The following is a 20,576-nucleotide window of genomic DNA, read 5'->3' on the forward strand; positions in this document are numbered from 1 at the left end:
CGTAGGAGAGTCGTGATGGAGCAGCGTGCACTGGGGTCCCAGGGTCTGGTCGTCGGAGCCGAAGGGCTCGGCTGCATGGGGATGAGCGCCTTCTACGGCGCGACCGACGACGCCGAGTCGCTGGCGACGATCGACCGCGCCCTGGAGCTCGGGATCACCATGCTGGACACCGCCGAGGGCTACGGCCCGTACCTCAACGAGGCACTGGTCGGCAGGGCGGTCGCCGGCCGCCGTGAGCGCGTCGTGATCGCCACCAAGACCGGGGTCGAGTTCACCGACGACGGCGCCCTGGTCGGGCTCAACGGCCGGCCCGAGTACATCCACCGGGCCGTGGACGGTTCCCTGAGCCGGCTCGGCACGGACCATATCGACCTCTACTATCTGCACCGCGTCGACCCGACCGTGCCCATCGAGGAGAGCGTCGGGGCCATGGCGGAGCTTGTCGCTGCCGGCAAGGTCCGCTATCTGGGTATCAGCGAGGCGGCGGCCGCGACGATCCGGAGGGCCCATGCCGTGCACCCGCTGACCGCCGTGCAGACCGAGTACTCGCTGTTCGAGCGGGGCATCGAGGGCGACGGCGTCAAGTCCGCGCTCGAGGAGCTCGGTATCGGCCTCGTCGCGTACTCGCCTCTCGGCCGGGGCTTCCTGTCCGGGGCCATCAGCTCGCCCGCCGACTTCGCCGCCGACGACTTCCGGCGTACCGACCCGCGCTTCCAGGGGGAGAACTTCGCCCGCAACCTCGCCGTCGTCGACGAGGTCCGGCGGCTCGCCGCCGAGAAGTCCGCCACCCCGTCCCAGCTCGCGCTGGCCTGGGTGCTCGGCCAGGGCGCGGTCCCGATCCCCGGTACCAAGCGCCGCCGCTACCTGGAGGAGAACGCCGCGGCCGTGGCCGTGGAGCTCGGCGCCGACGACCTCGCGGCCATCGAGGCCGTGGCGCCGCGGGGCGTCGCCTCCGGTGACCGCTACGCGCCCGAGCTCATGCAGACCCTCAACGGCTGAGCTGCGGGGGCGGGCGCTCCGCAGGTGAGTCGGGCGGGCGGGGGCGGCGGTTGGCTGGCTGAATGCTGAATAGCTCATGTGTTCGGTTTTTCGCTATCCTGGAACCATGGCCGCAGTCCCTCTGCAAGGCTCGCTCTTCGACCAGACCGACGAGATCCGCCTCGGTCCGCTGAGGCGTGCGGACATCCGCCGCACCGTGCTCGGCGACGGAGCCTGGCTCGACACCCGTCCCGGCTGGCTCTCCGGAGCGGACGCGCTGTTCGAGGCGCTGGCCGGGGGTGTCGCCTGGCGCGCCGAACGCTGGCGGATGTACGACCGCGAGGTCGACGTGCCCCGCCTCCTCGCGCACTACCCCGCGGGCGAGCCGCTTCCGCATCCCGTCATCGCCGAGGCGAGGGACGCCCTGTCCGCGTACTACGCCGGTGAACTCGGCGAACCCTTCGTGTCGGCGGGGCTCTGCCACTACCGCGACGGCCGCGACAGCGTCGCCTGGCACGGCGACACGAACGGACGCGGCTCGCGCCAGGACACCATGGTCGCCATCCTCTCCGTCGGCTTCCCGCGCGAGCTCGCGCTGCGGTCCCGCAGTGGTCGCCACGCCCCGGTCCGCAGGGCGCTGGGGCATGGCGACCTGGTCGTCATGGGTGGTTCCTGCCAGCGGACCTGGGAGCACGCCGTGCCGAAGACCGCGCGTGCGGTCGGGCCCCGGATCAGCATCCAGTTCCGGCCGCACGGGGTGAGCTGAGCCCGGCGGCCGGTGCGTCCACGCGCCCGACGGGCCCGACTTTTAAGGGACTTTGAAGAACCGCTTAGGGCTCTTTTCTCCACGGTGTCACCGGGACTTCCGCTGCATATGGTCCCGGAGGAACGTCCGTCGAGGAGCAGCAGGAGCAGCGGTCATATGGGCACCGATCACGCGAAGCACGGTCGTCATTCGGCACCGGCGAGGAAACCACGGCTGAGGATATCGGTGGCTGCGGGAGTCGCCATCGCGGTACTCGGCGGCGGCTCCGCACTCGCCTGTATCGACACGGGCCAGGGATCAGGCAGACCCGTGGCGCGGTCGGGGCAGTCCGGACAGCCGAAGAACTCGCCTACGCCGAATACGGAATCCGCCTCCGCCGCGCGTCCCGGCGGGAACGCGGACGCCAAGGGGAACGGGCAGGGAAGTCCTGCGAGCGCGAGCCGGCCCGGCCCGGCGAACACGTCGAAGGGTTTTACGCCCAGGAGTTCCGAACAAGGGACTGCCTCAGGCGCGAGCCGTACCTCGCCCGGCCGTGCGAAGGCGGCAAGCCTCGTCACCGGCGGCGGCAACCGCGCCGTCCCCGACGTCACGGAGCAGGCGATCGGATATCTCGCCGTCGACTTCGACTACGCGGGCACCGACTTCCTTCCCCGCTACACCCAGTGCAGTGCCGCCGTGGTCTCGCGGAACGTCATCGCGACGGCCGCGCACTGCGTCGTCAAGCCGAACGAACGCGCCGGGAACCGGGAAGCGTTCTTCGCCCCCGCCCTGAATTCCAGCAAACAGCCCAAGTTCAAGGACTACTACCGCTCCTCGCGTATTTTCGTCCACCCCGAGTACGACGCGGGCAGGAGCTCCTGGGAGCGCACCGCCTACGACGTCGCCTTCGTGGTGCTGGAGCCGAAGAACGGACGCAGCATCGGCGATGCGGTCGGCTGGGTCCCGAGCCGTTCGGAGAACTCCCTCACCGGCCGTCAGTTGAAGATCGCGGGCTATCCCTCGGAGGCCGTCGGCCGTTACCGCCTGGACCTGTGCCAGAAGCAGACCCGTGCGCTGCCCGCCAACCGCGGCAAGGATCCCGACAGCTCGGTGATCTGGGGTGTGAACACCTGCTCCAATCTGGGTGACGGCGCATCGGGCGGCCCCTGGTTCGCCGACCAGGGCGGCGGCAACTGGGTCATGGTCGGGGTGAACCACGGCACGTTCAAGCACAACGGGCAGAACGCGGCGGCCGCGGCGACGCTGGGCGACGACGCCTGGCGGACCTTCCAGACGGCCAAGCGCTTCGCCGGCGACAACGGCTGAGCGAGTCCACCGGGCTCAACGGGCGAGCAGCCCGCGTGCGCGGCGGCGGACTGCTCGCCCCTGGGCGTCGCCCTTCGGTGTGACCAGCGGCAGCGACACCTGCACGCGGGCACCGCCCATCGGTGAGCGGGCGATGCCCAGCCGCCCCCCGGCGTCCCGGACGGCCCGGTCCGCGATGTTGAGCCCGAGCCCGGTGGACCCTCCTTCGCTGACGCCGCGCGCCAGCGCGCTGTGCGGATCCACGATGCCGGGCCCGGCATCGTCCACGGTGAACAGCACCGCCTGCGCGGAGCGCTCGACGCGGACGCAGAGCGCGGTGCCCTGAGCGGTGTGCCGGAAGACGTTGCCGAGGAGGGTGTCCACGACCGTGGCCAGGTCCTCCTGCGACATGCGCACGGACGTGGCTTCGGAGGTCACTTCGCGTGTGCAGGAGCGGTGCTGCTGCTCGGCCAGTACACCCCAGAAGTCCAGTCGCCGCCCGACCAGTTCGGTCACCGAGCAGAACCCGGGTTCGTGGTCCTCGTCGGGCAGGGCCGACGAGGCGAGGGGCGTACGGGCGGCGGAGATCATCGTGTCGACCTCCGACTCCAGCTCGGACACGGCCGCGGTGAGACGGCGTACGTCGGTCGTCCCGCCCAGACGTTCCGCTTCGAGGCGCAGGGCCGTGAGTGGTGTACGCAGCCGGTGCGACAGATCCGCGATCAGCTCACGCTCCACGGCGAGGAGTTGCGTGACCCGGTCGGCCATCCCGTTGAACGCGGCCCCGGCCTCCCGCAGTTCCGCGGGCCCGTGCGGTTCGACCCGGGCCATCAGATCACCGGCGCCCAGCGCGTGCGCGGCCCGGGACAGACCCCGGGCCGACCGGATGACACCGCCCCCGAGCCGGTCGGCGACCAGGACCGACCCGACGACAAGTCCGAGTGCCAGCGCCGACATCACGGCCCAGGAGGTGGCCACCCCTTCGGTGAGCTCGTCCTCGTCCGCGTACGCCTCGATCACGGCGACGCCGCCCCCTGGCAGGACGACGGGGTGCAGGTAGACCCATCCGCCGCCGACGTCGAGGGACGAGGTCTTCCTGAGCCGCACCGCCCTCAGCAGCTCGGCACGGGGAGCATGCGGCGTACCGGCGAACTGCCCGTCGGGCAGCCGCACGGAAAGCCGCCGCCCCTGCGGATCGGTCTCCGCCAGCACCTGCCTGACCTCGCCGGGCTGTCTGGTGAAGGCGAGCAGCGGAGCGAGCGCCGTGGCCTGCTGCTCGGCGGTGGCGGTCACCCGCTCCCTGGCCTGGGAGCGGACGAGCAGACCCAGCGGTACGAGGAAGGAGAGCGTGATGACGAGCGTCACGCCGAACGAGATCCCCGCGAGCGCGCGCCTCACCGCGGGGTCACCAGCTTGATGCCGATGCCCCGCACGGTGTGCAGGTAACGCGGGGCGGCCGGGCTCTCGCCCAGCTTGCGGCGCAGCGCCGAGAGATGGACGTCCACGGTCTGCTCGTCCACGTACGGCCGCCGCCACACATCGGTCAGGATGCGGCGCCGCGACACCACCTGGTCGGCCCTGCCGACCAGATACGCGAGCAGATCGAACTCCCTCCTGGTGAGCACGAGCTCGTGCCCGGCGTGAAACGCCGTGCGCGCGAGGGGATCGATGAGGAGTTCCCCGATCCGCAGGGCCGCCGAGGCCGCCGGCGCGTGCTCCGCCGGCGCCGACCTGCGCAGCACGGCAGCGAGCCGCGCCGCGAGTTGGCCGCCGGAGAACGGTTTGACGACGTAGTCGTCCGCCCCCGCGTTGAGCACCCTGATGATCTCCGCGTCGTCATCGCGCGCCGTGGCCACGAGTACCGGCACCCGCGAGATGCCGCGCAGCATCCGCAGCACGTCCATTCCGTCCAGATCGGGTAGCCCGAGGTCGAGCACGACGGCATCCGGCGGATCCTGCGCCGCCTCCCGCAACGCGTCGAATCCGGCCGCGGCGGTGCGCACGGCATGTCCGTGCGCGGACAGCGCCTCGATGAGCGCGGTCCGTATGACGGGGTCGTCTTCGACGAGCAGGACGGAGGCCATGGGCGTGCACGTTAGCTCCTCGCTTTCAGGATCGCTGCGGCAGCCCGCTCATTTCGCAAACCGGCCGAACGTGAATTGATCTTCAACGCGGTCGGCCGCGGTATTGAAGAAAGTCCGCTGCCGGTGAAGTGCGCCTTCCGGGTTGTCCTGTCCGGCTGGAAAGCGCTGGGAGTTCGCACGTGCCCGGCGCGCACGGCGAGGTGGGCGCGCGGTTCCCGCTCGTTTTACGGGGTGTCCCGGCAATTCAGCCGCGGGCCGTGAACTCCACCGAAAAGCGGAGGGCACTCATCCGGATTTCGCGTTGCCGGTGACTGCTGGACGTCGTCCGCGCATGCGGCTACATTCAGCCACTTAGTGGCTGGTTGACGTCATGCCACGGCCGACACGTGACAGCGATGGTCCGGCGAGTGGTGCCGTCGGGGGCCCTGCGTGCAGGCGCGGGGGACGGCACCCAGGGGGAGTCGACGGCTCGGCGTGCCCCTTGATCGCCGGGCTGACGAGTGAACCAGGAGCGACCAGGTGGTTCAGCCCGGACAGCACGCCCGGCCCGCATCAGCGGCAGGGGCAGGGGAAGTGCGGACCGCCGGCTCCGCGAGCGAGGATGCCGGCAACCACGACGACTACGCCGTCAGTCCCGACGGCGTCGAGCACGTGCACCGCGTCGGCGACACCGCCCTCGTGCGGATCGTCCGCTGCCGCCCCGTTTCGGCCTCCGCGGCCGGTTCCGTAGACCGGGCCGCGGCCGAACTGCACGATCGTCACGGGGCCGCGCTGCTCCGGTTCGCGGCGCTGTGTGCCGCCACCCCGCACGCCGCCGACGAACTCGCCGCCGAGGCGGGCCGCAAGGCGGTACGCGACGCCTCGGCGCTGTCCGAGCCCGCCTGGCGGCCCCATCTGCTCACCACCGTGCTGTCCGTCGCCGGCACTTGGCTGCGCTCGGGCCGTGGCACCGACCTCGGACCCGATCTGCGGACCGCGCTGGAGGCCCCCGGAGAGGGGCAGGGCAGTGGGCCGTCGCTGATCCTTGAGGCCTTCACGAGCCTTCCGTCGCAGACCCAGACGCTGCTGTGGCACGACACCGTGGAGGGCGAGGAGCTCCCGGAGATCCTGCGCTACATCGGCGCCACCGAGGCCGACCTTCCCCCGGGCAGTCCGGGCAACGCCCGCGACGCCTTCCGCGCCGCCTATGTGCGGGTCTACGAGGAGCAGGCGGCAGGCGACTGCCGTCACTTCAAGCGCATCGTCGTGGCGTCCGCACGGCTCGCCGACCACCCGGTGGACGGCCATCTGAAGTCCCATCTCGCACAGTGCCCGGGAGCGTGCAGCCGCGCCTACGACGACCTGCGGCGGATGCTGGGGCGCCACGACATCCTGCTCGCCGAGGGCATCCTGGCCTGGGGCGGTGCCCGCTACATCGCGGAACGCCCGGCCGGTGACCGCCGGGTCGGCGCGAGCGGCCTCGCGAACCCCGGCCCTGACCGCAAGCAGCGCACACGCCGGCTGGCGGCCGTGGGCGCGCTCGTCTGCCTCGCCGTCGCCGTACCGGCCACCATCGTCGCGTTCACCGCGGGCGGCCCCGCACACCCGACCGCCGTCAGCGGGACCCTCGTACCGGGAGCCGCCGGGACGTCGCTGCTGCCGTCGGCACCGGGCTCGGCACCGGCCTCACCGTCGGCGTCGGCGTCCCCGTCCGCGTCGCCGACGGCCGCGCCCAAGCCTCCGGCACGCCCCAGCGCCTCCCCGAGCCGCAAGCCCGCGACTCCCGTGCCGCCGGTGGTTCCCGGCGCCGCCGTCTCCTGGAGCTGGCGCGGGAAGACCGGCTCCACGACCGCCGACGCCTCCGGCAACGGCAACACCGGCGTGCTGGTCAACGGCCCGACCCCCGACGGCAGCGGGGCGCTGCGCTTCGACGGGCGGAGCCAGTACGTCGAGTCGGTACGCCCCGCGGTGGACACCAACCAGAGCTTCACCGTCGCCGCCTGGGTGAACCTCGCCTCCAAGGGCGACTTCCACACGGCGCTCAGCCAGGACGGCGACCGGATCAGCGGATTCTTCCTCCAGTACGACCCGCGCGTCGACCGCTGGACCATGGCCGTCCGCGACGACGACTCCACCCGCGCCGACAGGGATCAGGCCGAGTCCGTGACGCGGCCTGCGGTCGGCACCTGGGCGCATCTCACCGGCGTCTACGACGACGGAAAAGACGAGATCCGCCTGTACGTCAACGGCGTACTGGAGGACACCGCGAAGCACTCCGGTGACTGGGGCGCCGACGGCAACTTCGTCGTCGGACGCGCCAAGTGGGACGGCGGGGACGCTGACCGGTTCTCCGGGCTCATCGGCGACGTACGCGCCTTCCCGCGCGCCCTCGGGGACTCGGAAGCCGCCACGCTGGCGACGACCCCACCGAAGTGACGTCGAGGTGAGGCGTCAGCCGTCAGCCGTCAGCCGTCAGCCGTCAGCCGTCAGCGTCCAGCGGGCGCAGGCGGCAGCGGGCCGGTCCGGTCGCGCGCAGCGTGATCTCCGCCGTGACCGGGACCTCCGTGTCCAACGCCTCCAGCTCGTACTCCCGCAGGATCATCGACAGCGCGAGCACCGATTCCAGCATCGAGAAGTGCTGACCGATACAGGCCCGCGGTCCGCCCCCGAACGGGAACCAGGCGTACCGCGGCCTGTCCTTCTCCCGCCCCGGCGCGAAGCGGTCGGGGTCGAAACGGTCCGGCTCCTCCCAGTACCGGGGATGCCGGTGCGTCACCCACGGCGCCACGATCACATCCGCCCCGGCCGGGATCTCGTATCCGCCGACCTCGATCGCGGCCACCGCCTGCCGCCCGATCACCGGCGCCGCCGGGTAGAGCCGCATGGCCTCCTTCAGCACCTGCGTCAGATAGGGGAGCGCGTCGACGTCGTACGCCTCGGGCGTCCGCCCCGCCAGTACGCCCACGGCCTCCGCCCGCGCCCTGGCCTGGAGTTCGGGGTGCCTGGCCAGCAGGTGCAGGGCGAACGCCAGTGAGGTGGCGGTCGTCTCGTGCCCCGCGAGCAGGAAGATCAGTACCTGGTCCCGGATCTCCGACGAGTCCAGGCTGCCGTCCTCGGCGCTCTGCGCCTGCGCGAGAAGAGTCAGCAGGTCGTCCCCCTTCGCCTCGTCCCCTTCGGCACGCCGCTGCCCGATGATCCGGTCGCACACCCCGTACAGCTCCCGCGTCGCCGTGGCGGCCTCGCGGTTGGAGGGAGTCGGCCAGGAGCGGGGCGGGTTGAGGGGCGAATAGCCGCGGCGCAGGGTGTAGTTGCCGATCACCGGGAAGCAGCGCTCGATGACGTGCACCGCCTCCTCGACATCGGTGCCGAACAGGATGCGGGCCACCGCGCGCAGCGCGAGCCCGGTCATCTCGTCGACCACGTCGACGGTGCCGTCCGGGGCGTCCTTCCAGCGCGCGAGCAGCGCGGCGGTCTCGTCCGTGACGGCCCCGGCGTAGCCGTCCACCCGGCGACGTGTGAACAGCGGCTGGACGAGACGGCGTTGCCGCATGTAGTCGTCGTCCTGGCTGGTCAGCAGGCCGTTGCCGAAGGACTCCCGGACCTCCTGGTAGAAGGCGTTGTCCTTGCGGAAGCCGGTCGCGTCGGTGGCCAGCACCTGCTGGGCGCCCTCGGCCGAGAACACCCCGTACAGCTCCATCCGCAGCCCGGGCGGACCGGCGGTGAACCTGACGACGTCGCCGTGCTCGCGACAGGCGTTCAGGTAGGTGCCGAGGGAGTCCTTCTTGAGGTCGAGCAGCGAGCCCAGCAGGGGCGCCCCGGCAGGGCCGGGGATCCTCCCGTCCGCCGCCGTCATGCCGTGCTGCCGTCCAGGAGGGCGGTCCGGTCAGCCGACCTGGACCACATGAGACGCTGGCTCATGGTTTCTCCGCCACTTCTCCGATGGTGCTCCGATGACGTCCGTCGGCGGATCATGCCATGCGTCCGGAAGGGCGCACGAGACCTGTCTCATAGGCGAAGACCGCGGCCTGCGTCCGGTCGCGCAGCCCCAACTTGTAGAGAATCCGGCCCACATGGGTCTTCACGGTCTGTTCGGCGAGGACCAGCTGCCCGGAGATCTCCGCGTTGGACAGGCCCTGGGCTATCAGGGACAGGACCTCGGTCTCGCGTTCCGTCAGGGCCCCCACACGGTCTTTGTGCGGGACGCGCAGTGCCGTCCGGGTGACCCGGGAGTACTCGCCGATGAGCCGCTTGGTGAGGTTGGGGGAGAGCAGGGCTTCGCCGGCCGCCACCACCCGCACGGCGTGGGCCAGTTCGTCCGCCGACGCGTCCTTGAGCAGGAACCCGGACGCACCTGCGCGCAGCGCCTCGTACACGTACTCGTCCAGATCGAAGGTGGTCAGGACGAGGACCCTGACGGTGGAGTCGGCGGGGGCGGTGATCCGCCGGGTCGCCTCGATACCGCCGAGTCCGGGCATACGGATATCCATCAGGACGACATCCGGCGTGAGTCCGGTGACCTGGGCGATGGCGTCGTGACCGTCGACGGCCTGGCCGACGACCTCGATGTCCGGTTCGGAGTTCAGGAGCACCGTGAAGCCCTGGCGGACCATCATCTGGTCGTCGGCGATCAGCACGCGGATGGGGGGCGTCGTCATACGGGGTCCTCGGCGGAGTCCTTGGCGTGAACGCGGGTGGGGGCGGGGGAGGTTGAAGCGGTGGGCAGGATCGCGGTCACTTCCCAGCCGCCTGCGGGCGTACGCCCCGCGGCGAGCTCGCCGCCCAGCATGGCGGCCCGCTCGCGCATCCCCAGGAGTCCGTGACCGGCGCCGGCCGGGTGCGTGGGCGGCGTGCGGGGCGGGGTGTTGGTGATCCGCAGGGTCAGAGCGTCCGATCGGTAGCCGAGCTCCACCCGGACCGCCGCGCCGGTGGCATGCCGCATCGCGTTGCTCAGCGCCTCCTGGACGATACGGAACGCCGACAGCTCGACACCGGGCGACAGGGGACGCCGCACGCCGGTGGTCTCCTTGGTGACCGTGAGCCCGGCGCCGCGCACATTGGCGACCAGCTCGTCCAGCCGGGCGAGGGTGGGCTGCGGGGCGTGCCGTACGCCGTCCGCCGCCGCGTCCCCGGCGCGCAGCACCCCCAGGACGCGGCGGAGTTCGGTGAGCGCCTCGACCGCGTTCTCGCGGATGCCGGCGAGATTCTCCTTGAGCGCTTCCGGAGGGTCCTCGATCAGACGCGGGGCGACCTGTGCCTGGATGGAGATGACCGACATGTGGTGGGCGACCACGTCGTGCAGCTCGCGGGCGATGCGGTTGCGCTCCTCCAGCAGGGTGCGCCGGGCGCGTTCCCCGGCGGTGAGGACCTGCTGCTCGACGAGCCGTTCCCGGGCGACCCTCCGTGTGCGCAGCGAGCTGCCGACGGCGACGGCGCCCGAGAAGCAGATCAGTCCCCATTCGGTGAGGACCCCGTTGTACTCGGGGGGTGGCGCGACGACAGAGTGGTACTGCCCCAGCAGCAGCGTGACCCCCAGGGCCGTCACGGCGGCGAAGGGGCGGACCCGCAGCGAGAGAAGCAGCAGCACGAAGGAGTGCAGCGCGATCCCGCCCGCGGTCCACGGCCAGTGGGTGTCGGGCCCGGTGTTCCACCGGAGGTGCGCGACCAGGAAGAGCGCGAGCGCGGACAGCCACCAGGCGGGTGCCGGCCGGAACAGCGCCACCACGGGCGCCGCGGTCTGGGCTGCGGCGAGCAGGCTCACCATGGGCATCGGGCCCGAGCCGGCCAGGTCGTTCATGTTGAGCATCAGCAGCAGCACGGCCAGCAGCACCATGTGGACATGCGGCAGCCAGCCCAGCCACCCCGTGCGCGGCAGCGGGTCGCGGGCCACCGTCCACAGGTCCTCGCGCACGGCGCGCACCGGCGCGCGCAGCGCCGTCAGCCACCGTCTGTCCACGCTCGTCGCGTCCCCCTCGCTCACAAGTCGCATCCTAAGGACGGTCCTTGACGGTCGTGCGGACGGTCCGCTGTTCGCGTACGACCCGGGGCACGCCGCGGCTCGCCCGCTGCCGCTGCTCGTACGTGCGGAACGCCGCCCAGCACGCGAGCAGGGCCAGCACGAAAACGGGCAGCCAGGCGAGACGGGCGAACACCCAGCCCGCCCCGTCGGGGACGGTGTGCAGCCCCGGCAGCGGGTCGCCGGCGAGCAGACCGCTCGCGGTGACCGCCATCATCGCGGTCTGGTGCCACAGGAACACGGTCATCGCGGAGAGGTTCACCAGCGCCACGGCGGTCCAGACGGCGGGGCGGCGCAGCACCCTGCGCAGCGGTTCGAGCAGCAGCAGGGCGGCGCCGCACTGGGCGAGGCCGAAGGCGACGGCAGCGAGGGTGGGCGGGTTGAGGTTGGAGACCTCCGCGCCCGGGACACCGACCATGGAGGCCGGATAGCCCGCCACCGCGACCAGCACGGCGGTGACGGCGGCCCCGCCGAGCAGCAGCGTCCAGCGGATCGCGGGGCGCGGAAGGCCGTCGCGGGCCCATAGCGCGCCGAAGCAGTAGGGGACGGCCCAGCCCGCCGCCACGTTGACCCAGCCGGTCCCGTCGTCCGGCTCCAGCACACCGAACCGGAGCAGGTCCACATGCAGTACGACGGCGATCGGCCACAGCGGGTTGAGCCGCACCAGCAGGGGTGTGGCCGCCGTCAGTGCCGCGAAGACCAGCAGGAACCAGAGGGGGGACAGCACCAGTTTCAGGAGCGCGCGTACCGTCTCCACGCCGACTCCGGACACCAGCAGCGCGCCCGCCACCACGGCCCACACCACCAGCACGGCCGCGACCGGCCGGAACAGCCGGGCCATCCGGGCGCCGAGCCACTTCCCGTAGCTCTCGCCGCGGGCCTGCGCCGACGCGTAGCCCGCCGCGCCCACCTTCCCGCCCACCAGGAAGAACACCGAGAGGGTCTGGAGCAGCCAGGAGACCGGGGTGAGCTGCGGCATGTGCGACAGCGGACTCGTGGCGCGCAGCGTGCCGCTGTCGGCGACCAGTGCGGTCACCAGCCAGTGGCCGAGCACCACGCCGAGGATGGCGAAGGCGCGCAGGGCGTCGACGGCACGGTCGCGGTTCGGGGGAGTGGCGGCTTCGATCCGCCGGATCAGCTCATGCACGACCGGTCTCCTGGGCGCTGGAAGAGGTGTCGGAAGGGGTGCGGCCCGAGACGATCCGGGCGATGTTCGTCAACGCGACGGAACCGGGCTCCAGATAGTCGCTGTGGCCGGCGGCCCCCGCCGCGAACACCCGGGCGCCGAACTCCTCGGACACCGGGTCGTTGCTTCCCAGCCCGAGGTCCGCGAACGGCAGCGGCACACTGACGTGCGGGACGGACGCGATCCAGTCGCCGGACCCGCGACCCGCCCAGACCGTGGCCTTGGTGTGCAGGGACACGGCGGCGTCGACGCCCGCCCCGGGGCTGCCGTAGAGCACGATGTCGGACACGGATGCCATGGCCGCGGCACCCGTCCCGGAAGCGGCGACACCGCAGACCACCGAGCCGTAGGAATGGCAGAGCAGCGAGAGGCGGGCCGTCGGCCTGAGGGCTCCGAGCCCCGCGACGAAGGAGCTGAGCTGAGGGGCGGCGTCCTCGGCACGGCCGGGAGTCAGCACCTCCGGGCCCACCGTGCTCGGCGTCCGGTACCCGAGCCAGGCGACCACGGCCGCCCGCTCGCCCAGTTCCGCGCGCAAGGCCGCCGCGCCGGCCCGGAAGCGTTCGTACGTGTCGAGGCTGGTGTCCGAGCCGGGTACGAGCACGGCGATCCGCTCGGCGCTCGCGAGGTCTCCGAAGACCTCGGCCGTACGACCGCCGTCGCGTCCGTCGAAGGTGAGGAACCCCCGCTCCGGGGTCGCCAGGGCGCGCAGCGCGGCGGCCCGGCGCCGGTCGCCGTGCTCGGCGGCCGTCCGTTCGGCAGCCCGGATGGCTTCGCGGTTCACGGCGTAACGCGTGGCGAGGGCTTCGGGGGTGGCCGACCCGATCGGGGCGAGTGCGGGCGGTACGGGCGCGGGGACGGCGGAGGGCCGGGCCGCTCCCGACAGCGGCAGCGCCACCGAGGCCATCACCAGCGCGGCGAGAAGGGTGCGGCCGAATCGGCGCCTGCGCGGGCGAGTTGCCATGGTCGATTTGCTCCTCTTGTGCCGGATGTGTGGCTGGGTCCGGGAGAGAAGCTATGGATCGAACGGGTTGGTCCGCGTCACACCAGGGAGCCCACCTGGGGCGTAGCTCCCAGGTATGACAGGTGTGACGGCCTGGGGCGGGGGCGGTAGCCTCGTGGCTTCGTGCCGACCGGCGGGCCGGGTGGGAAGACCGGGCGGGAAGAGTGGGGAAGAGCTGACTGCCCATGTGGATGCGGACTGCGGCCGGTGCGCGCCGGCTGGGGATGGCCGGGTCGCTCGCGATGGCCGTGGGCGGACTGGGCGCCGGCAGTCTGCCCGCGTCCGACCCCTGGGGGCTGTGGCAGCAGCGGGGTTCCCTGACGCCCGTGGCTCTCGCCTCGGCCGTGCTCGCGTACGTCGGCCTCACGCTGCTGGTCGTGGCGTGGTGGGCGTACCGGGAGCGGGCGTCCGGGGAGCTGCCGTCCGGTGTGTACCGGGTGCGCGAGACCCTCGTGACCCTCGTCTGGTGGATCGCGCCACTGCTGCTCGCGCCCCCGCTCTACAGCGCCGATGTGTACAGCTATGTCGCCCAGGGCGCGATGGTGTTGGAAGGCCACGATGTGTACGCGCACGGGCCTTCGGTGCTGGGCCCCGACTCGCGCGGCGCCGACGCGGCGGCGAGCGTGGGCGGGAACTGGACCGATACGCCCGCGCCGTACGGACCGGTCTTCCTGCTGCTCGCGAAGGGCGTGGTCTGGATCACCGGTGGGGCCGTGGTGCCCGCCGTGTTCGGGATGCGATTGCTGGCCGTCGCCGCGCTGGCCCTGATCGTGTGGTCGGTGCGGCGGTTGGCCGTGGAGTGCGGTGCGGATCAGGCCCGGGCGCTGTGGCTGGCGGCGCTCAATCCGCTGCTGCTGATGCACGTGGTCGGTGGCATGCACAACGACGGGCTGATGATCGGCCTGATGCTCGCCGGTGTCGTCTGCGCGCTGCGCGGGCGTTGGCTGCTGGGCAGCGCGGTCGTCGGCCTCGCGATGATGGTCAAGTCACCGGCAGCCGTCGCGCTGCTCTTCATCGCTGTGATCGTCGTCAGAGGGGGGCGGGGGACGGTTGCCGTCCGGGTGGCGAAGGCCGTCATCGGCCCGGTGGCGGTCGCCGGTTCGGTCGCCGCGGGCACGACCCTGCTCGGCGGCACCGGCTTCGGCTGGCTGCACACCCAGAGCGTCGCCGCGTCGGTGCACACGCCGCTCTCGCTGACCAGTGACATCGGCCTGGTGGCCGGACATCTGGCGCGACTGGCGGTCGGCGCGGACCCGCTGACGGTCAAGAGCGCGGCCCAGACCCTCGGCCTCGTCGTCGCCCTCGCCGTGATCGCCTGGCTGGCGGTCCGCTGCCTGCGCGGCCCGCTGCACCCCGTCCACGGCCTGGGTCTGTCCCTGCTGGTCCTGGTCGCGCTCTCCCCGATGGTGCAGCCCTGGTATCTGCTGTGGGGATCGGTGACGGTGGCCGCCGGCGCGAAGGCGTGGGGCGGTCGGCTCATCCGCGTACTGCTGGTGCTCTCCACGGCCCTGGTGTACGAGACCCAGCCTTCCGGCCACACCCCCGCCTTCGGCTTCGTGCTGGGTGCCCTCGCGGCCGTGCTCGCGGTGGCCGTCCTGCGGGGCGGAACGGCAACGCGGGCCCAGGGAGCCGCCGGGAAGCCCGTACTGCCCAGGCCCCGTGCCGAGCAGGACCGGCCCACGGACTCCCAAGTCGTGGCTTGGAGATCGCCAAGCCAATTCAAGGATTGACTGGGGTGTCCGGCCTGCCCGAAGATCAACGCAGGGCCCAAGGGCGGCAACCCGTCCCCCCGTCCCGCCGAGGTCCGGACCGGAGCGGGACAGGGGGACGGGTGCCGACCCGCCCGCCCGGCGGACGCCTCAGGCGCCGACGGTCCCGTCGATCCCTTCCCGAAGGAAGTCCGCGTGGCCGTTGTGCCGTGCGTACTCGTGGATCAGGTGCAGCATCACGAGCCGCAGGGACACCTCCTCGTCCCACCTGACCTGGTACCCGGTGACATCGAGCGACTCCGCCTCGCGCTCGATGCGGCGTGCGTGCCCGACCTCCGCCTCCCATGCGGCGAACGCCTCCGAGCGTGTCGCGGTCGTCGCGTCGTAGGCCACCTGGTAGTCGCCCTCCTCGGACCAGACGAGCGGGATCTCCTCGGCCGCGATCACCCGGCGGAACCAGGAGCGTTCCACCTCCGCCATGTGCCGGACGAGTCCGAGCAGCGACAGGGTCGACGGCGGCATGGACTGCCTTCTCAGCTCCTCGTCGGAGAGCCCTTCGCACTTCATGGCGAGTGTCGCCCGGTGGAAGTCGAGGAACGCCCGCAGCATTTCGCGCTCGCTGCCGCGTACGGGTGGGCCGATGCGTGTGTCTTGCGTCATGGGAGCACCGTAGGCCGGTAGTGCGTGCCCTCCTCAACCGGTTTCCGCCGGGCCGCAGTCGGCTGCCGGCGCTTCACGTGGCTGAAAACCCTCCCTTGTTGGAGCGATCAACCCCCTCGACAATGCGCATGACAAGTTCGGAGCAGCTCCGGACTGCATGTCGTCAGAGGGGACCCCCACATGAACAAGCCTCTCGTCGGCGCGCTCCTCGCCCTCACGCTCACCGGAGCAGGGGCCGCGCCCGCGATCGCGTCAACTCCCGCCGAGAACACCACCGCCACCCCATCCGCCAAGGCGGTGGCCGCGGTCAACTTCGCCGGGACCGTGTCGCTCAGCAACTGCTCCGGCTCGGTCGTCCGTATGCCCGGCTCGGCATCGACCGACCCCGCCCTCGTGCTCTCCAACGGCCACTGCCTCGAAACCGGCTTCCCCGAGCCCGGCGAGGTCATCGTCAACCAGGCATCCAGCCGCTCCTTCGGCCTCCTCAACTCCTCCGGGACGCGAGTCGGCACCCTGCGCGCGAGCAAGGTCGCGTACGCGACGATGACCGACACCGACATCTCGCTGTACCAGCTCACCAGCACCTACGCGCAGATCGAGAGCCGCTACGGCATCAAGGCCCTGGAACTGAACGCCGCACACCCGACGGCGGGCACGGCCATCAAGGTGGTCTCCGGCTACTGGAAGCGGATCTACAGCTGCAGCATCGACGGCTTCGCGTACAACCTCAAGGAAGGCGACTGGACCTGGAAGGACTCCGTTCGCTACACCTCGTCGTGCAACACCATCGGCGGTACGTCCGGCTCGCCCGTCATCGACAACACCACCGGCAAGGTCGTCGCCGTCAACAACACCGGCAACGAGGACGGCGGACGCTGCACGGACAACAACCCGTGCGAAGTGGACGAGAACGGCAACGTGACGGTCCGCGAGGGCATCAACTACGCCCAGCAGACCTACATCGTCGTGCCGTGCGTCGGCACCGGTAACAAGATCGACCTCACCCGGGCGGGCTGCACACTGCCCAAGCCCTGAGCCGGTCCGCGTCGCTGGTTGGTACGGTCCGGCGCATGGGGGACACGTACCGACCAGCGAGCGGGAACGGGGCGTAAATGCGGCGAGCGGCAGCGGTGGGCATCGATGTCGGCGGCACCAAACTGCTGATGCTTGCCGATGACGGCGACGGACAGGGGCCCGGTGGATCCGCTGGTGTCGAAGTCGTCCAGCGGGTGGAGACCGGCCCTTTGACGACTCCCGCCGAAGTCGAGGCGGCCATCGCGGCGTTCCTCACGCAATTCGGCATCGAACCGACGGCACTGGGAATCGCCGTGCCGGGGCTGGTCGAGAACGGCCGGGTTGTGGTCTCCGACGTGCTTCCACAGCTCGCGGGCTGGGGTGGCCCCGAGGGCTACCGCGTGTCTCCGCTACTCGTCAACGACATTCGGGGAGCGCTCGCCCAGGAGACTGCCTCGCTGCCCCGGTCCGCCACCGCCGCGGTGGTCGTCTGTGGGACGGCAGTCGGTTCTGCGTACCTGGCCGAAGGCCGGGTCATCCGCGGCGCCCGTGGCTGGGCCGGTGAGATCGGCAGCCTGCCCATGGCCACGCCCGGGGGAGTAAGCAGGCTTGACGAACTGGCCGGCGGCGCCGCCATCGTGCGCGCGGCGGGGATGTCACCGGAGTCGGTTCATGCCGCGCTCGCTGATGGCGATCGGCAGGTGCGGACCGTGGTGCGTGCGGCAGGAGAGGCCTTCGGTCTTGCGCTCGCCTCGCTGATCAACGTCCTGAACCCGGACACCGTCCGGGTCGCGGGCGGCACCCTGGGCTATCACGGCTACTGGGACGCCGCACTGACTACCGCGCAGGTGCACGCGCTCCCCGAGCTGTGGAGCGCGTGCACGGTCGCCCGGATCGAGGGCCGGGAGCGTGACAGACTCGTGGCACGCGGCGCCGCACGGCTGGCCATGGCGATGGGCGACGGGCGGCAGGAATGGGCCCGCCAGTATCTGTGAGTGAATTCAGAAGAACGTACGGATGTAGTCCACGACCGTTCCGTCCGCCTCCACCAGCGGAATCAGCTGCCACTTGTCGAACGACGTACACGGGTGGGACAACCCCACGCCCACCCAGTCGCCGACCTCCAGATCCGCCCCCTCCTCCGTGCGCAGCCAGGTGTGCTGGTCGGACAGACCGGTGACGGTGATGCCGTCGGCGGGGCGCACCTCGCCGGTGCGGGCGTCGCGGACGACCTGGGCGTCGGGGAGGCCCAGGTCGTAGGCCGCGTCGCGCTTGCCCGCGTTGGTGAACGCCTGCTCCGGAGCCGGGCGCGAGACGACCTGGGACCAGAGGCGGAACGCGGGCTCCAGGGCACCCTCGTCCGGGACCCGGTTGAACGGGGTGATGCGCTCGTAGTGTCCCGAGTCGTGTGAGACGTACGCACCGGAGCGCAGCAGCTTCAGCACCGGGCGGGACAGCTCCGGGAGCTGAGCGAAGACCTCGGCGACCGTGTCGAACCAGGCGCTGCCGCCGGCGCTGACGATGATCTCCTCCGTGCCGCCGAAGCGGCCCTCCTTGTCGAGCCCGGCGGCGAGCGCGACCAGGCGGTCCAGCCAGTCGCGTACGCGCTCGGGGGTGGCGTCCGGGACCTCGCCCTCGTAGCCCGCGACGCCCACCAGACGCAGGGTGCGCGTGGCCGTGACGGCCTCGGCGACGGCCGCGCAGTCGGCTTCCGAGCGGGCACCCGTACGGGCGCCGTCACCGGCGGCCAGCTCGATCACGACGTCCAGGGGGCGACGGCAGTCGCCGAGGGCCTGGTCCATCAGCTCGACTCCGCGCACCGAGTCCACGTAGCAGACGAGCTGGAAGCCGGGGTCGCGGTCGAGTTCGGCCGCGAACCAGCGCAGGGCGACCTCGTCGACCAGCTCGTTGGCGAGGAAGATCCGCTGGATGCCGTAAGCGCGGTAGACCCGGGCCTGGTGCGGGACCGCGGCCGTGATGCCCCACGCTCCGCGCTCCAGCTGGCTCTCGAAGAGCTGTGGCGCCATGGAGGTCTTGCCGTGCGGGGCGAAGGCGAGTCCGTGGCGCTCGGCGTAGGTCTCCAGGAGGGCCAGGTTGTGTTCCAGGGACTCCGCGGACAGCGCGAGTACGGGGGTGGTGAAGCCCCCGGTGAACAGATTGCGGCGCTGGGCGGCCAGCTCCCCGACGGTCAGTCCTTCGGCATCCGGGGGGAGCGCCTTGAACCGGTGGTCGACACGCTCGTCCGCGAGCCGGGCGACGGGGTTGCTCATGAGGTGGCCTCCTGGTGGTGCGGTTGCCGCCAGTATCCGCATCCACCCGGGGGTACGGGCAAACGAGGTGCCCGGGCAGCCGTCGCCCTGCCGACGGCTGCCCGGACGCCCGGCCCGCTCGATCACAGGGGCCGCACCGGCGTCAGCCCGTGCAGTACTGCTGCTCCTTGCCGATGGACCGGTACATGCAGTCCGCGTTCTCCAGGAGCTGCAGCACCGCGTCGCGGTTGCGGCTGGTCTCGCGCTCGATCACCTCGTCGGCCGGGTAGAAGCCCCCGCCGAAGAAGCTGGTCGGGTACATCTCGAAGGTGTACGAGAAGATCTTCTGGTTGCCCCACAGCCAGTCGTCGATCGAACCGTCCGTGATGTACAGGTCGCTCGCCTGCTCGGGCGTGTAGCCGTTGCTCGCGGCCATCTTCTGGCCGACGGTGGCGAAGGCGTCGCGGTCGTCCTGGGTCATGCCCGCGGCGGTGTTGGCCGTGGTGTAGCCGTAGGGCCAGAGCACCAGCTCGCTGTAGGTGTGGAAGTCGATGCCCGCCTTGATCTGCTGCTTCCCGCCGACGATACGGGAGCGGGTGAAGTCGGCGACGACCTTCACCTCGGGGGCGGACTCGGCGGACTTGCCGCGGTAGGTCTCCGAGCCAGTGGAGCCGGATGAACCGCCACAGCAGCCCCACTTGTAGTTCCAGTTGCGGTTCAGGTCCGTACCGACGGAGGACGAACCCGAGTTCGGCTGCCGGTTCTTGCGCCAGCTCCGGTAGCGGCCGGTGGCGATGTCGTACTCGCCGCCGTCCGGGTTGAGGTCCGGCACGATCCAGATCTCGCGGCCGTTGACCGCGTTGGTGATCCTGGAGTCGGTTCCGTAGTCGTCGCCGAGCTCGCGCAGCAGATAGAGCGCCATCTCGACGGTCAGGTGCTCGCGGGCGTGCTGGTGGTGGGTGAAGAGGACTTCGGGTTCGTTCTCGTCCGTGGCGACGTTGTCGCTGACCTTGATCGCGATGATGTCGCGGCCTTCGTAGGACTTACCGATCACCCGCTTGCTCATGATGGACGGGTGTGCGGCGATGCGCTGGTCGATCTCCGCGTTCATCTCGGCGTAGTTGTGGTACTTCGCGTCGGCGGACGGGAAGTCGAAGGCCTTGGCCGTCGCGCCCGCGGCGGTGCGCGCGGGCGGGGCGGGCAGGAGTGCGAGCTTGTGACCGACGGCGCGCAGGCGCTTCGCCTGGGCCGCGGTGGCGCTGACGACGAGGGAGTGCTCGTCGGCCTCGTCGATCGACACGCCGGTCGCGGCGATCGCGGTGCGTTCGGCGACGGTGGACGGGCCGTGGATCTCGTACTGCCTGGTCTGCTCCTCCTGGAGGGCCACAGGGGTGACGTGGTCCCGGTCGGGGGAGGGGGCGGAAGCGGCGGTGGCGGTGAAGGGCGCGGCCACGGCGAGCGCGAGCAAAGTCGCGAAGGCGGCGGACCGTGTGGCTGACCTTCTGCCACTGCCGCGGATACGAAGTCGCATGCTGGCTCCTGGGTAGGGAGTGTGGGGGTTGCTCTGCGACGTGCGGGTGTGACGGGCACATGGTGAGGGCGTGGCATGCTCCGGTCAAGGCTCTCCGCCGGACGTTCGACGCATTCGGCCATT

The 20,576-nt window shown here is 71.4% G+C and carries 17 protein-coding genes; 7 read left to right on the top strand and 10 right to left on the bottom strand.

All coding sequences use genetic code 11. The annotated features are described in order from the left end of the window. The first annotated feature begins 15 nt into the window (after nt 1-15). The 3 genes from ABZ532_RS08200 (at nt 16) to ABZ532_RS08210 (ending at nt 3,049) form a co-directional block, all read left to right on the top strand. Nucleotides 16-999 carry an aldo/keto reductase gene (locus tag ABZ532_RS08200; protein ID WP_361280391.1) on the top strand — a complete coding sequence of 328 codons (984 nt, stop codon included), beginning with the start codon at nt 16-18 and terminating at the stop codon, nt 997-999. 106 nt (nt 1,000-1,105) lie between these two features. Beyond that, nucleotides 1,106-1,744: an alpha-ketoglutarate-dependent dioxygenase AlkB gene (locus ABZ532_RS08205; protein WP_361280393.1), complete on the top strand. Its 639-nt coding sequence runs from the start codon at nt 1,106-1,108 to the stop codon at nt 1,742-1,744. Between the two features lie 225 nt (nt 1,745-1,969). Then, on the top strand, nt 1,970-3,049 hold the full coding sequence (locus ABZ532_RS08210; protein WP_361280394.1) for a trypsin-like serine protease: 1,080 nt from the start codon (nt 1,970-1,972) through the stop codon (nt 3,047-3,049). 15 nt (nt 3,050-3,064) lie between these two features. Here ABZ532_RS08210 and ABZ532_RS08215 read toward each other — a convergent pair whose 3' ends face one another. Further along, the gene (locus tag ABZ532_RS08215) at nt 3,065-4,426 is read right to left on the bottom strand and encodes a HAMP domain-containing sensor histidine kinase (protein WP_361280396.1); all 1,362 of its coding nucleotides are present in this window, start codon (nt 4,424-4,426) and stop codon (nt 3,065-3,067) included. Further along, on the bottom strand, nt 4,423-5,112 hold the full coding sequence (locus ABZ532_RS08220; protein WP_361280398.1) for a response regulator transcription factor: 690 nt from the start codon (nt 5,110-5,112) through the stop codon (nt 4,423-4,425). The genes ABZ532_RS08215 and ABZ532_RS08220 overlap by 4 nt, the downstream gene beginning before the upstream one ends. Nucleotides 5,113-5,631: 519 nt before the next feature. On the opposite strand from ABZ532_RS08220, the gene ABZ532_RS08225 reads away from it, so the two are divergent. Next, nucleotides 5,632-7,527 (top strand): LamG domain-containing protein, encoded by a 1,896-nt coding sequence (locus ABZ532_RS08225; RefSeq protein WP_361280399.1) that lies wholly within the window; start codon nt 5,632-5,634, stop codon nt 7,525-7,527. 43 nt (nt 7,528-7,570) lie between these two features. Here ABZ532_RS08225 and ABZ532_RS08230 read toward each other — a convergent pair whose 3' ends face one another. The 5 genes from ABZ532_RS08230 to ABZ532_RS08250 all read right to left on the bottom strand — a co-directional run bounded on the left by ABZ532_RS08230 (nt 7,571) and on the right by ABZ532_RS08250 (nt 13,251). Beyond that, complete coding sequence (locus ABZ532_RS08230) at nt 7,571-8,944, bottom strand: cytochrome P450 (RefSeq protein ID WP_361280401.1); 1,374 nt, start codon at nt 8,942-8,944, stop codon at nt 7,571-7,573. A 115-nt stretch (nt 8,945-9,059) separates the two neighbouring features. Continuing rightward, nucleotides 9,060-9,746, bottom strand: coding sequence for a response regulator transcription factor (locus ABZ532_RS08235; protein WP_361280402.1), 687 nt, complete (start codon nt 9,744-9,746; stop codon nt 9,060-9,062). After that, nucleotides 9,743-11,068, bottom strand: a complete 1,326-nt coding sequence (locus ABZ532_RS08240) for a sensor histidine kinase (protein WP_361280403.1) — start codon at nt 11,066-11,068, stop codon at nt 9,743-9,745. Before ABZ532_RS08240 ends, ABZ532_RS08235 begins: the two co-directional genes overlap by 4 nt. Nucleotides 11,069-11,078: 10 nt before the next feature. Continuing rightward, nucleotides 11,079-12,251, bottom strand: a complete 1,173-nt coding sequence (locus tag ABZ532_RS08245; protein WP_361280404.1) for an acyltransferase — start codon at nt 12,249-12,251, stop codon at nt 11,079-11,081. Further along, nucleotides 12,244-13,251, bottom strand: coding sequence for an alpha/beta hydrolase (locus ABZ532_RS08250; protein WP_361280405.1), 1,008 nt, complete (start codon nt 13,249-13,251; stop codon nt 12,244-12,246). Before ABZ532_RS08250 ends, ABZ532_RS08245 begins: the two co-directional genes overlap by 8 nt. Nucleotides 13,252-13,475: 224 nt before the next feature. Here ABZ532_RS08250 and mptB point away from each other — a divergent pair, with 224 nt between their 5' ends. Continuing rightward, on the top strand, nt 13,476-15,020 hold the full coding sequence (mptB, locus tag ABZ532_RS08255) for a polyprenol phosphomannose-dependent alpha 1,6 mannosyltransferase MptB (RefSeq protein ID WP_361280406.1): 1,545 nt from the start codon (nt 13,476-13,478) through the stop codon (nt 15,018-15,020). A 129-nt stretch (nt 15,021-15,149) separates the two neighbouring features. Here the strand turns inward: mptB and ABZ532_RS08260 are convergent, their stop codons facing one another. After that, nucleotides 15,150-15,659 (bottom strand): DinB family protein, encoded by a 510-nt coding sequence (locus ABZ532_RS08260; protein WP_361280407.1) that lies wholly within the window; start codon nt 15,657-15,659, stop codon nt 15,150-15,152. 180 nt (nt 15,660-15,839) lie between these two features. On the opposite strand from ABZ532_RS08260, the gene ABZ532_RS08265 reads away from it, so the two are divergent. Together ABZ532_RS08265 and ABZ532_RS08270 are read left to right on the top strand one after the other, a co-directional pair. Further along, nucleotides 15,840-16,694: a serine protease gene (locus tag ABZ532_RS08265; RefSeq protein ID WP_361280408.1), complete on the top strand. Its 855-nt coding sequence runs from the start codon at nt 15,840-15,842 to the stop codon at nt 16,692-16,694. Nucleotides 16,695-16,771: 77 nt separating this feature from the next. Continuing rightward, on the top strand, nt 16,772-17,668 hold the full coding sequence (locus tag ABZ532_RS08270; protein WP_361280409.1) for an ROK family protein: 897 nt from the start codon (nt 16,772-16,774) through the stop codon (nt 17,666-17,668). Nucleotides 17,669-17,674: 6 nt separating this feature from the next. Here ABZ532_RS08270 and ABZ532_RS08275 read toward each other — a convergent pair whose 3' ends face one another. Together ABZ532_RS08275 and ABZ532_RS08280 are read right to left on the bottom strand one after the other, a co-directional pair. Next, nucleotides 17,675-18,943: an amino acid deaminase gene (locus ABZ532_RS08275; RefSeq protein ID WP_361280410.1), complete on the bottom strand. Its 1,269-nt coding sequence runs from the start codon at nt 18,941-18,943 to the stop codon at nt 17,675-17,677. A 142-nt stretch (nt 18,944-19,085) separates the two neighbouring features. Continuing rightward, nucleotides 19,086-20,453 carry a M14 family metallopeptidase gene (locus ABZ532_RS08280; RefSeq protein WP_361280411.1) on the bottom strand — a complete coding sequence of 456 codons (1,368 nt, stop codon included), beginning with the start codon at nt 20,451-20,453 and terminating at the stop codon, nt 19,086-19,088. Between the last annotated feature and the right edge of the window lie 123 nt (nt 20,454-20,576).

This window comes from Streptomyces sp. NPDC019396 (genome assembly GCF_040632375.1).
Taxonomy (GTDB): Bacteria; Actinomycetota; Actinomycetes; order Streptomycetales; family Streptomycetaceae; genus Streptomyces.

Bases quoted from the DNA above. Each gene is read 5' to 3' on its own strand.
- ABZ532_RS08250 (WP_361280405.1), bottom strand. From the start codon at position 13,251: ATGGCAACTCGCCCGCGCAGGCGCCGATTCGGCCGCACCCTTCTCGCC.
- mptB (WP_361280406.1), top strand. From the start codon at position 13,476: ATGTGGATGCGGACTGCGGCCGGTGCGCGCCGGCTGGGGATGGCCGGG.
- ABZ532_RS08260 (WP_361280407.1), bottom strand. From the start codon at position 15,659: ATGACGCAAGACACACGCATCGGCCCACCCGTACGCGGCAGCGAGCGC.
- ABZ532_RS08205 (WP_361280393.1), top strand. From the start codon at position 1,106: ATGGCCGCAGTCCCTCTGCAAGGCTCGCTCTTCGACCAGACCGACGAG.
- ABZ532_RS08280 (WP_361280411.1), bottom strand. From the start codon at position 20,453: ATGCGACTTCGTATCCGCGGCAGTGGCAGAAGGTCAGCCACACGGTCC.
- ABZ532_RS08275 (WP_361280410.1), bottom strand. From the start codon at position 18,943: ATGAGCAACCCCGTCGCCCGGCTCGCGGACGAGCGTGTCGACCACCGG.
- ABZ532_RS08200 (WP_361280391.1), top strand. From the start codon at position 16: ATGGAGCAGCGTGCACTGGGGTCCCAGGGTCTGGTCGTCGGAGCCGAA.
- ABZ532_RS08220 (WP_361280398.1), bottom strand. From the start codon at position 5,112: ATGGCCTCCGTCCTGCTCGTCGAAGACGACCCCGTCATACGGACCGCG.
- ABZ532_RS08270 (WP_361280409.1), top strand. From the start codon at position 16,772: ATGCGGCGAGCGGCAGCGGTGGGCATCGATGTCGGCGGCACCAAACTG.
- ABZ532_RS08230 (WP_361280401.1), bottom strand. From the start codon at position 8,944: ATGACGGCGGCGGACGGGAGGATCCCCGGCCCTGCCGGGGCGCCCCTG.
- ABZ532_RS08265 (WP_361280408.1), top strand. From the start codon at position 15,840: ATGAACAAGCCTCTCGTCGGCGCGCTCCTCGCCCTCACGCTCACCGGA.
- ABZ532_RS08235 (WP_361280402.1), bottom strand. From the start codon at position 9,746: ATGACGACGCCCCCCATCCGCGTGCTGATCGCCGACGACCAGATGATG.